Raw genomic sequence first — 11,895 nt, 5'->3', positions numbered from 1 at the left:
TATCTAGTTTTGAGAGAACACTCTCAATTTGTTTGGTGGCGATAGCGAAGAGGTCACACCCGTTCCCATACCGAACACGGAAGTTAAGCTCTTCAGCGCCGATGGTAGTCGGGGGTTTCCCCCTGTGAGAGTAGGACGCCGCCAAGCAATTGCACGTTAGTGCAATTATGGAGGATTAGCTCAGCTGGGAGAGCATCTGCCTTACAAGCAGAGGGTCGGCGGTTCGAGCCCGTCATCCTCCACCATTTTTCATTATACATATCGGTTTTACATATATGCCGGTGTAGCTCAATTGGTAGAGCAACTGACTTGTAATCAGTAGGTTGGGGGTTCAAGTCCTCTTGCCGGCACCACTTTTATATGATATAATATTCAAGTCTCTTGTAAGAAGAGCCATTAGCTCAGTTGGTAGAGCATCTGACTTTTAATCAGAGGGTCGAAGGTTCGAGTCCTTCATGGCTCACCATTTACATGTTGCGGATGTGGCGGAATTGGCAGACGCGCTAGAATCAGGCTCTAGTGTCTTTACAGACGTGGGGGTTCAAGTCCCTTCATCCGCACCATTTCTGCGGAAGTAGTTCAGTGGTAGAACACCACCTTGCCAAGGTGGGGGTCGCGGGTTCGAATCCCGTCTTCCGCTCCAACTATACCATCCACGCCGGGGTGGTGGAATTGGCAGACACACAGGACTTAAAATCCTGCGGTAGGTGACTACCGTGCCGGTTCAAGTCCGGCCCTCGGCATTAAGTTTTGCGCCCGTAGCTCAATTGGATAGAGCGTTTGACTACGGATCAAAAGGTTAGGGGTTCGACTCCTCTCGGGCGCGCCATGATCTATATGAAATCGGGAAGTAGCTCAGCTTGGTAGAGCACATGGTTTGGGACCATGGGGTCGCAGGTTCGAATCCTGTCTTCCCGACCATTCTTGGGGCCTTAGCTCAGCTGGGAGAGCGCCTGCTTTGCACGCAGGAGGTCAGCGGTTCGATCCCGCTAGGCTCCACTTGGTTTCAAAAAATATTTGGCGGTGTAGCTCAGCTGGCTAGAGCGTACGGTTCATACCCGTGAGGTCGGGGGTTCGATCCCCTCCGCCGCTACCAATGGACCTTTAGCTCAGTTGGTTAGAGCAGACGGCTCATAACCGTCCGGTCGTAGGTTCGAGTCCTACAAGGTCCACCACTATACGGAGGAATACCCAAGTCTGGCTGAAGGGATCGGTCTTGAAAACCGACAGGGGTGTCAAAGCCCGCGGGGGTTCGAATCCCTCTTCCTCCGCCATACATATTCCTAATCATCGCGGGGTGGAGCAGTTCGGTAGCTCGTCGGGCTCATAACCCGAAGGTCGCAGGTTCAAATCCTGCCCCCGCAACCAAATTTTAAAATGGTCCGGTAGTTCAGTTGGTTAGAATGCCTGCCTGTCACGCAGGAGGTCGCGGGTTCGAGTCCCGTCCGGACCGCCATTTAAATACTTAGGCTCGGTAGCTCAGTTGGTAGAGCAACGGACTGAAAATCCGTGTGTCGGCGGTTCGATTCCGTCCCGAGCCACCATTTATCATTATATTTTGGCGGTTGTGGCGAAGTGGTTAACGCACCAGATTGTGGCTCTGGCATTCGTGGGTTCGATTCCCATCAATCGCCCCAAATAAAAATTGCGGGTGTAGTTTAGTGGTAAAACCTCAGCCTTCCAAGCTGATGTCGTGGGTTCGATTCCCATCACCCGCTCCATTTCTATATCGTCATGGGCCTGTAGCTCAGCTGGTTAGAGCGCACGCCTGATAAGCGTGAGGTCGATGGTTCGAGTCCATTCAGGCCCACCATGACTTTTGTATTCCACAGTAGCTCAGTGGTAGAGCTATCGGCTGTTAACCGATCGGTCGCAGGTTCGAATCCTGCCTGTGGAGCCAAATGGAGAAGTACTCAAGTGGCTGAAGAGGCGCCCCTGCTAAGGGTGTAGGTCGTGTAAGCGGCGCGAGGGTTCAAATCCCTCCTTCTCCGCCATATGATTACAGATATAATAATTATCGGCCCGTTGGTCAAGCGGTTAAGACACCGCCCTTTCACGGCGGTAACACGGGTTCGAATCCCGTACGGGTCATCCAGAAGCCTTGCATATCCTGCAAGGTTTTTTTGTTTTCTAAATCATGATATGTCTTAGATTTTGTTCTTTATTTTAAAAACAGACTACAAAAATCTCCATATATTTCGTTTTTCTTCAGAAAATGAAGTTAATTGTCTATAAGTATAAGCGCTTTCAGGAAAGGGCTTTTTTTTATTTCTTCGAATAAATACTATAAATGAAAACTATGATGTCAGAAAGGATGATTACATGGCCGCTGCCAGCCCGACAGCACATGATGTTTATCTTTTTCACGAAGGCAGTCTGTTTAAAAGCTATCAGCTGTTTGGCTCGCATTACCGTGAGCTGAATGGCAAAAGCGGATATGAATTCTGTGTGTGGGCGCCTCATGCGTCGGAAGTACGAGTGGCTGGAGATTTTAACAGCTGGTCTGGAGAAGAGCATGTGATGCACAGAGTGAATGATAATGGCATTTGGACGTTATTTATTCCAGGTATAGGAGAAAAGGAACGATATAAATATGAAATCGTGACGAATAACGGTGAGATCAGGCTGAAGGCAGATCCATACGCTATTTATTCAGAAGTCAGACCAAACACAGCGTCACTTACTTACAATTTGGAAGGGTATAGCTGGCAAGATCAAAAATGGCAAAAAAAACAGAAGGCTAAGATGCTGTATGAAAAACCTGTTTTCATTTATGAACTGCATCTTGGGTCTTGGAAGAAGCATTCTGATGGCAGGCATTATTCCTATAAAGAATTAAGTCAGACGCTTATCCCTTATATCAAGGAGCATGGGTTTACCCATATTGAACTGCTTCCGGTGTATGAGCATCCATATGATCGTTCATGGGGGTACCAAGGAACGGGGTATTACAGCCCGACAAGCAGGTTTGGCACGCCGCATGATCTGATGAAGTTTGTTGATGAATGTCATCAACAAAATATCGGAGTCATTTTGGATTGGGTCCCCGGACATTTTTGTAAAGATGCACATGGACTCTATATGTTTGATGGAGAACCGCTTTATGAATACAAAGAAGAACGTGATCGGGAGAACTGGTTATGGGGCACGGCAAACTTTGACCTGGGAAAACCGGAAGTTCATAGTTTTTTAATTTCGAATGCGTTGTACTGGGCGGAATTCTATCATATAGATGGATTTAGGGTTGATGCAGTGGCTAATATCTTGTATTGGCCAAATCAGGATGAACGCCACACGAATCCATATGCTGTTGATTTTTTAAAAAAACTCAATCAAACCATGAGAGAGGCATATCCCCATGTGATGATGATTGCGGAAGATTCTACAGAATGGCCTCAAGTGACAGGTGCCGTTGAGGAAGGGGGGCTTGGTTTTCATTATAAATGGAATATGGGATGGATGAATGACGTACTGAAATACATGGAGACGCCGCCCGAAGAAAGGCGGCATTGTCATCAGCTTATCTCTTTTTCATTACTATATGCGTTTAGTGAGCATTTTGTATTGCCGTTTTCTCATGATGAAGTCGTATACGGAAAAAAATCACTTCTTAATAAAATGCCTGGCGACTACTGGCAGAAATTTGCCCAGTATCGGCTTTTGCTGGGCTATATGACAGTGCATCCCGGAAAGAAATTGATCTTTATGGGATCAGAGTTTGCCCAATTTGATGAATGGAAAGATACAGAACAGCTTGATTGGTTTTTGGACTCCTTCCCCATGCATCAGAAAGCCAGCGTTTTTACGCAAGATCTTCTCCGCTTTTACCAAAAAAGCAAAATCCTTTATGAGCATGACCATCGTGCACAATCGTTTGAATGGATTGATGTCCATAATGACGAACAATCAATCTTTTCTTTTATTCGTTATGGCAAAAAGCACGGTGAGGCGCTTGTCATCATTTGTAATTTTACACCCGTGGTCTATCATCAATATGATGTTGGAGTTCCTTTTTTTACTCAATACATTGAAGTGCTTAACAGTGACAGTGAAACATATGGAGGCTCAGGGCAAATCAACAAAAAGCCGTTATCGGCTAAAAAGGGAGCACTTCATCATAAACCGTGTTATATCACGATGACCATCCCCCCTTACGGCATCTCGATTTTACGGGCGGTTAAAAAAAGAGGAGAGATAAAAAGATGAAAAAACAATGTGTAGCCATGCTCCTTGCCGGCGGGAAGGGCAGCCGTCTCAGCGGATTAACAAAAAATATGGCCAAACCGGCTGTATCTTTCGGGGGAAAATACAGGATTATTGATTTTACCCTAAGCAACTGTTCTAATTCAGGCATAGACACAGTCGGGATTTTAACGCAATATCAGCCGCTTGAGCTGAATTCCTATATTGGGATCGGCAGTGCATGGGACCTGGATAGATATAATGGCGGCGTGACGGTTTTACCCCCTTATGCCGAGTCATCAGAAGTCAAATGGTATAAAGGGACGGCAAGCGCCATTTATGAAAATCTCAATTATTTGAATCAGTATGATCCTGAGTATGTACTGATTTTGTCAGGAGACCACATATACAAAATGGACTACGGCAAAATGCTTGATTATCACATTGAAAAGAAAGCAGATGTGACCATCTCTGTCATCGAAGTGGGCTGGGAGGAAGCAAGCCGGTTCGGCATCATGAAGGCCAATCCAGATGGGACGATCACACATTTTGATGAAAAGCCCAAATTCCCTAAGAGCAATCTTGCCTCAATGGGGATTTATATATTCAATTGGCCGCTTTTGAAACAGTATCTTGAGATGGACGATCAAAACCCTTATTCTAGCCACGACTTCGGCAAAGACATTATTCCTCTGCTTTTGGAGGAGAAAAAGAAGCTTTCCGCTTATCCGTTCAAGGGATATTGGAAGGATGTCGGAACGGTGCAGAGCTTGTGGGAAGCCAATATGGATTTGTTAAAAGAGGACTCGGAGCTGAAGCTGTTTGAACGCAAATGGAAAATTTACTCCGTCAATCCAAATCAGCCTCCGCAATTTATTTCATCTGATGCGCAGGTTCAAGATTCGCTTGTGAACGAAGGTTGTGTTGTATATGGAAATGTGTCTCACTCCGTTCTTTTTCAAGGTGTGACTGTCGGTAAGCATACGACTGTTACATCATCCGTCATAATGCCGGATGTGACGATTGGGGAGCATGTAGTCATTGAAAATGCCATCGTTCCTAATGGGATGGTGCTGCCGGATGGCGCAGTGATTCGCTCCGAAAAAGACATTGAAGAGGTGCTGCTCGTTTCAGAGGAATTTGTAGAAAAAGAATTGATTTAATTACTGAAGAGGGGGCAGAGTCAGTGTTCAATAATCAAATGTTAGGTGTTATAGATGAAACCACATATAAGCATTCTCTTCAGGATTTAACAGCACAGCGGTCGCTCGGGGCGATCCCTTTTGCCGGCAGGTACCGTCTGATTGATTTTATGCTTTCCAACATGGTGAATGCGGATATTAGGAGTGTTGCAATTTTTCCGAAGTATCGTTACCGTTCGCTCATGGATCACCTTGGAGCGGGTAAGGAATGGGATTTGCACCGGAAAAAGGACGGCCTCTTTTTTTTCCCGTCTCCCCATCTTCATCACGAATACGATGAATTCGGGTCCTTTCGCCAGTTTTCGGACCATCTAGATTACTTCCACAGAAGCACGCAGCAATATGCTGTTATCTCCAACAGCCATACCGTATGCAACATTCAATTTCAATATGTGCTGAAACGCCATCAGGAGGTTGGCTGCGACGTCACCGAGGTATTTCAGGACGGCCAGTCGCTGCAAATCTATATCATGTCAACAACGCTTTTAAAGGATCTGATCTACGGACATAGCGAAAAAGGCTATAAAACCATTCAGGAGGCTGTTGAAAAGGAATCTTCCGCCCTGACCATTTGCCCATATGAATATTCAGGTTATGCCGCTGTCATTGATTCGGTGGAAAAATATTATACCCACAGTATGGAGCTCATTCAGCCTCGTTTTTGGCAGCAGGTGTTTTTGCCGCAGCAGCCGATCTATACAAAAGTGAAGGATGAGCCGCCTACGAAATACGGAAAGCACAGCACTGTCAAAAACTCTTTGGTGGCAAACGGCTGTGTGCTTGAAGGAGAGGTTGAAAACTGCATTTTGTTCAGGGCGGTCCATGTCGGAAAGGGTACGAAGCTGAAAAACTGTATTATTATGCAAAAAACGCAGATTGGCGAGGATTGTCTTCTTGAGCAGGTCATTTCGGATAAGGACGTTAAAATCGGCAAGGCGACGGAAGCTGCAGGAACAGCTGAGCAGCCGCTTGTATTAAGAAAAGGTTTGGTGCAAGGAGAGCTGATGAATTCTTGAAGATATTATTTGCTGTGTCAGAATGCACCCCATTTGTTAAATCAGGAGGTCTTGCCGATGTAGCAGGTGCTCTGCCAAAGGCACTTGCACGATTAGGCAATGAAGTAGCTGTGATGCTGCCGAAGTACAGCCAAATACCTGAACCGTGGAAAAAGCGTATGAAAAAAAAGGCTGAGTGTACGGTAGCTGTCGGCTGGCGTCAGCAATATTGCGGAATTGAACATATGGCCAAAGATGATGTGAATTATTACTTCATCGACAATGAGTACTATTTCAACAGGGATTCGTTGTACGGGCATTATGATGACGGTGAGCGGTTTGCCTTTTTTTCAAGAGCTGTGCTGGAGGCTGCCAAAGTTGTGAATGTTCCAGCCGATATTGTTCATACTCACGATTGGCATACAGCGATGGTCAATTATTTGCTGAAAGAGGAGTACAGAAAACATCCTTTTTATGAACGGATGAAAAGCGTGCTTACGATCCACAACCTGCAGTTTCAAGGCATATTCCCTCCTGATGTCACACATGACTTGCTGGGTCTTGAGATGGATCATTTTCATTATGAAAGGTTAGAATGCAACGGATTTGTTAATTTTATGAAGGCGGGCATCATTGCGGCTGATCATGTGACAACTGTGAGCCCCACTTACAGAAATGAAATATTGACTCCGTATTATGGTGAGCAGTTGGAACAGGTTTTGCAATATAGGGAAAATGATGTAACCGGCATATTAAATGGCATTGATGATACGTTCTATCAGCCGAAAAGCGATCCTTATATAGAGGCGCAATACGATTCAGGGGATCTTGCATGCAAGTTGGAAAACAAAACGAAGCTTCAGCGGCGGATGGGGCTTCCAGAGAAAAACGATATTCCGCTGATCAGTATGGTGACAAGGCTCACTAAACAAAAGGGGCTTGATCTTGTCCGCAGAATTATGCACGAACTTCTTGAGGAGCAAGACATACAGCTGGTTGTGCTGGGCACAGGAGAACGTGAATTTGAAGATTATTTCCGGTATGCAGAATTTGCTTTTCATGAGAAGTGCCGGGCTTATATCGGGTTTGATGAGCCGCTAGCTCATCAAATTTATGCGGGCTCTGATATGTTTTTGATGCCGTCGAAATTTGAGCCGTGCGGTTTGGGGCAGCTCATTGCTCTTCAATATGGCGCCATTCCGATTGTCAGGGAAACGGGCGGTCTTTACGACACTGTTCGTGCCTATCAGGAGGAAGAGGGAACGGGCAATGGCTTTACGTTTTCCGCCTTTAATGCGCATGATCTGAAATTTACGATTGAACGAGCGCTGTCGTTTTATCGCCAACAGGATGTATGGAAGAGCATCGTGAAGACCGCAATGAATGCAGATTACAGCTGGAGGAAGTCGGCTAAAGAGTATCAGCGTATTTTCGAGCAGGTGACAAGGAGTGGACGGGATGTTCTCGAGTAAAGAACGCTTTGCAGACTTATTTTTAAAGCGTCTGGAAATGACGTGCGGAAAAAGCTTTAAAGATTCTGCCAAGCTGGATCAATATAAAACGTTGGGCAATATGGTCAGAGAGTATATCAGCGCTGATTGGATCGAAACGAATGAAAAAAGCAGATCAAATTCCGGGAAGCAGACATATTATTTATCAATCGAATTTCTGCTCGGTCAGCTCCTTGAGCAAAACTTAATGAATCTTGGTGTTCGTGATGTTGTAGAAGCTGGTTTAAAGGAAATCGGCATCAATTTAGAGGAAATCCTTCAGATAGAGAACGATGCAGGTCTCGGCAACGGCGGGCTTGGCCGCTTGGCCGCTTGCTTTTTAGATTCTCTTGCTTCGTTGAACCTGCCTGGGCATGGGATGGGCATACGCTATAAGCATGGTTTGTTTGAGCAAAAAATTGTAGACGGGCATCAGGTGGAGCTGCCTGAGCAATGGCTGAAAAACGGGAACGTATGGGAAGTAAGGAATGCGGATCAAGCAGTAGACGTGCCGTTTTGGGGCGAAGTCCATATGACAGAAAAAAGCGGGCGCCTGCATTTTCGCCACGAACAAGCCACAATCGTTACCGCTGTTCCTTATGATATCCCGATCATCGGCTATGAAACGGGCACTGTCAATACGTTAAGGCTTTGGAACGCCGAGCCCTATGCGCATTATCACGGCGGTAATATTTTGTCTTATAAGCGGGAAACAGAAGCGGTTTCTGAATTCTTATATCCCGACGACACCCATGATGAGGGGAAAATTTTACGGTTGAAGCAGCAGTATTTTTTAGTATGCGCAAGCTTAAAAAGCATTGTGAACAATTACCGTAAAACACATAAATCCTTATCCGGCCTGCATAAAAAAGTGAGCATTCATATTAATGACACTCACCCTGCGCTTGCGGTGCCCGAGCTGATGCGGATTTTGCTCGATGAAGAGAACATGAGCTGGGAAGAAGCTTGGCATATCACTGTACATACGATTTCTTATACAAATCATACAACATTGTCAGAAGCGCTCGAGAAATGGCCGATTCATTTGTTTAAGCCGCTGCTCCCGCGAATGTACATGATTATTGAAGAGATCAATGAGAGGTTTTGCCGTGCAGTTTGGGAAAAGTATCCGGGAGACTGGAAAAGGATAGAGGACATGGCGATTACAGCGCATGGTGTTGTCAAAATGGCTCATCTGGCCATAGTAGGCAGCTACAGTGTAAATGGCGTTGCAAAAATTCATTCCGATATATTAAAGGAAAGGGAGATGCGCGACTTTCACTTGCTGTTCCCGAATCGTTTTAACAATAAGACGAATGGAATTGCCCACAGGCGCTGGCTGTTAAAAGCGAATCCAGGCTTGTCTGCCATCATTACAGAGGCGATCGGCGATGAATGGGTCAAACAGCCGGAATCACTGATCCGTTTAGAACCGTACGCCTCTGATCCTACATTTATTGAACAGTTTCAAAACAACAAAAGCAAGAAAAAACAAGAGCTTGCCGATTTGATTTTTTGCACGGCCGGGGTGGTTGTGAACCCTGACAGCATATTTGATGTACAGGTGAAACGGCTCCATGCATATAAACGGCAGCTGCTGAATGTTCTTCACATTATGTATTTGTATAACCGCCTCAAGGAGGACGCTGGGTTTTCAATCTACCCGCAAACCTTTATTTTCGGGGCAAAGGCTTCACCAAGCTATTATTATGCCAAGAAAATCATTAAGCTGATCCATTCTGTCGCAGAAAAAGTCAATTATGATCCAGCGGTCAAACAGCTGATCAAAGTTGTTTTTTTAGAAAATTATAGAGTTTCTATGGCTGAGCGAATTTTTCCGGCATCAGACGTAAGTGAGCAAATTTCAACCGCAAGCAAGGAAGCGTCTGGTACAGGGAATATGAAGTTTATGATGAACGGGGCTTTGACGATCGGCACGCATGACGGCGCAAATATCGAGATCCTTGAGCGGGTGGGCCCTGACTGTATTTACACGTTCGGCTTAAAGGCGGATGAGGTTCTATCGTATCAGGAAAACGGCGGCTATAGATCGAGGGAATATTATCAGCATGACAGGAGAATCAGGCAGGTAGCGGATCAGCTGATCAATGGTTTTTTCGAAGGAGAAGCAGATGAATTCGAATCGATCTTTGACTCGCTGCTTCCGCATAATGATGAGTATTTTGTGCTGAAGGATTTCAGCTCATATGCAGATGCGCAGGAGCGAATTCAAGCTGATTATCGAGAGCGAAGGAAATGGTCTGAGCGTTCGATTGTAAACATTGCTCATTCTGGATATTTCTCCAGCGACCGCACGATCCGGGAATATGCGAAGGACATTTGGGGCATCAAGCCGATGATGTGAAAAAGCCGCTGTATAAGCGGCTTTTTTTGTTCACAGATTCATTGAATTGATTGTAAAGGATAAGAACGTCGCAAATGCACTCCATAAAAAATAAGGCAAAAGAAGATAGCTTGCGGCTCTGCTGTATTTTTTGGCAATGATCAGTAATACGATTGCTGTGATGGCGACAAGCAGGCAGTCAAGCGATGCAGCCAGCAGATTTTTTTGCGTAAACTGGAAATAGCTGAATGCTTGATTGAGCACGTAATTTATCAAAAGTGTAAACCAAAAGCTTTTCGCACCTTTAAATGAAAACGCAGCATATACAATGGCTGCTGAAAGGGAGATCAGGGCAAACAGGATGGCCCAAATGATGCCGATCGCAGTTCCGCTTGGTGTCCAGTCCGGTTTTTTCAATGAATTGTACCATTCTTGGTCCACAGGAAACAGGTAGCCTGCGGCTGAAAACAGCGCATATGTAATCACAAAAACGGCTAAAGCGCCGACAATCTTTTTCATATTTGCAACCTCCGCATGTATTTATTTACCCTTTATCTTATAAAGATCAAACCCCCGATATGCGGGGGAAATGATGGTCTTAAATAAGCTGCTGCAATGCGTTTGCTTTAATGCGTTCATATTCAAAAGCTGATTCTAATTCTTCCTTCGGTAAAGCAGACTTGCGGACGTATTTTTCGCGAATGACATCGTAAAGCTCGTAAGGAAACAGCATATCAATAAACATGACTTGTTTTTGTTCTTCAGTTAATGGGGCTCTGGATTCGTATGCGTTCAGCATGACATGAAATGTTTCTTCATCCCAAACGCCCGTCGTATCCAAAAGCGGAATAATCATTTTGCGCAAATCGCGAATAGGCAGATCAAATGAAACGGTATCTAAGTCAATGACCCAAATCTGTTCATTTTCCCCTAAGAGTGTATTTCCGGTTCCGTAATCCTGGTGGCAAAGGTTAGGGCTTTTTTTCAGCTGTTCAGTCCATGGAACATAGGTCGACTGCAAAAGCCGGTCTTTGATGCGCAGCCCGTCTTCAATAAAGCCATCTATCTCCTGAAGATAAAGCTGTGAGAAAGGATCTTCTTTTTCCGCCTCCGCCATCAGCTTCCACGTTTCCATCTGTTTGCACCGTTTCGTATAGTGGTTCGGCCAGCGACCTAATTTGGTAAATACGGGAACGCCATTTGGCGGCTGATATCCGACGGACGCTGTATGAAAATCAGCAAGGCCTTTCATGATAAACTCCAAGTCCTGCTTTACAGTCAGCTCAAACGGTCTTCCTTCGATCCAGTCATATACGACAAATAGAAATGAGCCGTGCTTGGAATATAGGCTGCCTTTTTTGTTTGGGAGTATGCCAGGAACATTCATGCCTTTTTTTGCCAAATAGTCCTGCGCGAAAATGGAAAACAACGCTTTCTTTTCTGGCCTGTGTATTCGTTTTAGACAAACTGCGCCGGAGTCTGTGTGGACCTTCCAGACAAGCGCCATCTGGTTTCCCTGAATGACGTCTATTTTTTCAGTCTGCACATCCCATCCTTGAAGCACATTTTCAGCCAGCTCCGTTAATTTTTTTGCATCTTCTGCTGATAAAGGAAGCTCTGATGAATTCCCCTCCTCAATGACTTCATGGTTTTCTGCCATTAAAGGACACATCCTTACCTGT

7 protein-coding genes, 21 tRNA genes and 1 rRNA gene are annotated in these 11,895 nt (G+C 45.3%); 27 read left to right on the top strand and 2 right to left on the bottom strand.

All coding sequences use genetic code 11. The annotated features are described in order from the left end of the window. Positions 1–31: 31 nt before the first annotated feature. From rrf to glgP, 27 genes are all read left to right on the top strand, one after another. A 5S ribosomal RNA gene (rrf, locus tag NYE49_RS15770) occupies positions 32–147 on the top strand. Positions 148–169: 22 nt separating this feature from the next. Continuing rightward, a tRNA-Val gene (locus NYE49_RS15765) sits at positions 170–245 on the top strand. A gap of 32 nt (positions 246–277) precedes the next feature. Further along, positions 278–353, top strand: a tRNA-Thr gene (locus NYE49_RS15760). Between the two features lie 37 nt (positions 354–390). Next, positions 391–466: transfer RNA gene (locus NYE49_RS15755), tRNA-Lys, on the top strand. Positions 467–476: 10 nt separating this feature from the next. Continuing rightward, positions 477–563, top strand: a tRNA-Leu gene (locus NYE49_RS15750). Between the two features lie 5 nt (positions 564–568). Then, positions 569–643, top strand: a tRNA-Gly gene (locus NYE49_RS15745). A gap of 14 nt (positions 644–657) precedes the next feature. Next, a tRNA-Leu gene (locus tag NYE49_RS15740) sits at positions 658–743 on the top strand. 9 nt (positions 744–752) lie between these two features. Further along, positions 753–829, top strand: a tRNA-Arg gene (locus NYE49_RS15735). Positions 830–844: 15 nt separating this feature from the next. After that, positions 845–921, top strand: a tRNA-Pro gene (locus NYE49_RS15730). 5 nt (positions 922–926) lie between these two features. Next, positions 927–999, top strand: a tRNA-Ala gene (locus tag NYE49_RS15725). 20 nt (positions 1,000–1,019) lie between these two features. Continuing rightward, positions 1,020–1,096: transfer RNA gene (locus NYE49_RS15720), tRNA-Met, on the top strand. A gap of 2 nt (positions 1,097–1,098) precedes the next feature. Then, positions 1,099–1,175: transfer RNA gene (locus tag NYE49_RS15715), tRNA-Ile, on the top strand. A gap of 6 nt (positions 1,176–1,181) precedes the next feature. Next, positions 1,182–1,274, top strand: a tRNA-Ser gene (locus NYE49_RS15710). A gap of 17 nt (positions 1,275–1,291) precedes the next feature. Further along, positions 1,292–1,368 (top strand) — tRNA-Met (locus NYE49_RS15705). An 11-nt stretch (positions 1,369–1,379) separates the two neighbouring features. Next, a tRNA-Asp gene (locus tag NYE49_RS15700) sits at positions 1,380–1,456 on the top strand. A 12-nt stretch (positions 1,457–1,468) separates the two neighbouring features. After that, positions 1,469–1,544: transfer RNA gene (locus NYE49_RS15695), tRNA-Phe, on the top strand. A gap of 17 nt (positions 1,545–1,561) precedes the next feature. Next, positions 1,562–1,637, top strand: a tRNA-His gene (locus NYE49_RS15690). 10 nt (positions 1,638–1,647) lie between these two features. Continuing rightward, a tRNA-Gly gene (locus NYE49_RS15685) sits at positions 1,648–1,721 on the top strand. Positions 1,722–1,736: 15 nt separating this feature from the next. Beyond that, positions 1,737–1,813: transfer RNA gene (locus tag NYE49_RS15680), tRNA-Ile, on the top strand. Between the two features lie 12 nt (positions 1,814–1,825). Further along, positions 1,826–1,900 (top strand) — tRNA-Asn (locus NYE49_RS15675). A gap of 3 nt (positions 1,901–1,903) precedes the next feature. Beyond that, positions 1,904–1,994 (top strand) — tRNA-Ser (locus NYE49_RS15670). Positions 1,995–2,019: 25 nt separating this feature from the next. Next, positions 2,020–2,091: transfer RNA gene (locus tag NYE49_RS15665), tRNA-Glu, on the top strand. Positions 2,092–2,322: 231 nt separating this feature from the next. Continuing rightward, positions 2,323–4,206: a 1,4-alpha-glucan branching enzyme gene (glgB, locus tag NYE49_RS15660; RefSeq protein ID WP_047183080.1), complete on the top strand. Its 1,884-nt coding sequence runs from the start codon at positions 2,323–2,325 to the stop codon at positions 4,204–4,206. Next, the gene (locus NYE49_RS15655) at positions 4,203–5,345 is read left to right on the top strand and encodes a glucose-1-phosphate adenylyltransferase (RefSeq protein WP_003229018.1); all 1,143 of its coding nucleotides are present in this window, start codon (positions 4,203–4,205) and stop codon (positions 5,343–5,345) included. Before glgB ends, NYE49_RS15655 begins: the two co-directional genes overlap by 4 nt. A 23-nt stretch (positions 5,346–5,368) precedes the next feature. Further along, the gene (gene glgD, locus NYE49_RS15650; RefSeq protein ID WP_004398841.1) at positions 5,369–6,400 is read left to right on the top strand and encodes a glucose-1-phosphate adenylyltransferase subunit GlgD; all 1,032 of its coding nucleotides are present in this window, start codon (positions 5,369–5,371) and stop codon (positions 6,398–6,400) included. Then, positions 6,397–7,851: a glycogen synthase GlgA gene (glgA, locus tag NYE49_RS15645; protein ID WP_047183079.1), complete on the top strand. Its 1,455-nt coding sequence runs from the start codon at positions 6,397–6,399 to the stop codon at positions 7,849–7,851. Before glgD ends, glgA begins: the two co-directional genes overlap by 4 nt. Further along, positions 7,838–10,234, top strand: coding sequence for a glycogen phosphorylase GlgP (gene glgP, locus NYE49_RS15640; protein WP_015483603.1), 2,397 nt, complete (start codon positions 7,838–7,840; stop codon positions 10,232–10,234). The genes glgA and glgP overlap by 14 nt, the downstream gene beginning before the upstream one ends. A 30-nt stretch (positions 10,235–10,264) precedes the next feature. On the opposite strand, the gene NYE49_RS15635 is transcribed toward glgP, so the two are convergent. Next, entirely contained in the window at positions 10,265–10,732 is a 468-nt protein-coding gene (locus tag NYE49_RS15635) for a TspO/MBR family protein (protein ID WP_003229024.1), read from the bottom strand. 79 nt (positions 10,733–10,811) lie between these two features. Continuing rightward, on the bottom strand, positions 10,812–11,885 hold the full coding sequence (cotI, locus tag NYE49_RS15630; protein ID WP_080030688.1) for a spore coat kinase CotI: 1,074 nt from the start codon (positions 11,883–11,885) through the stop codon (positions 10,812–10,814). Positions 11,886–11,895 lie beyond the last annotated feature (10 nt).

It is taken from the genome of Bacillus sp. FSL L8-0358 (assembly GCF_038593095.1).
Classification (GTDB): domain Bacteria; phylum Bacillota; class Bacilli; order Bacillales; family Bacillaceae; genus Bacillus; species Bacillus subtilis.
Note: the sequence above shows the minus strand (reverse complement) of the source record. Positions and strands in the feature narration are given on the sequence as shown.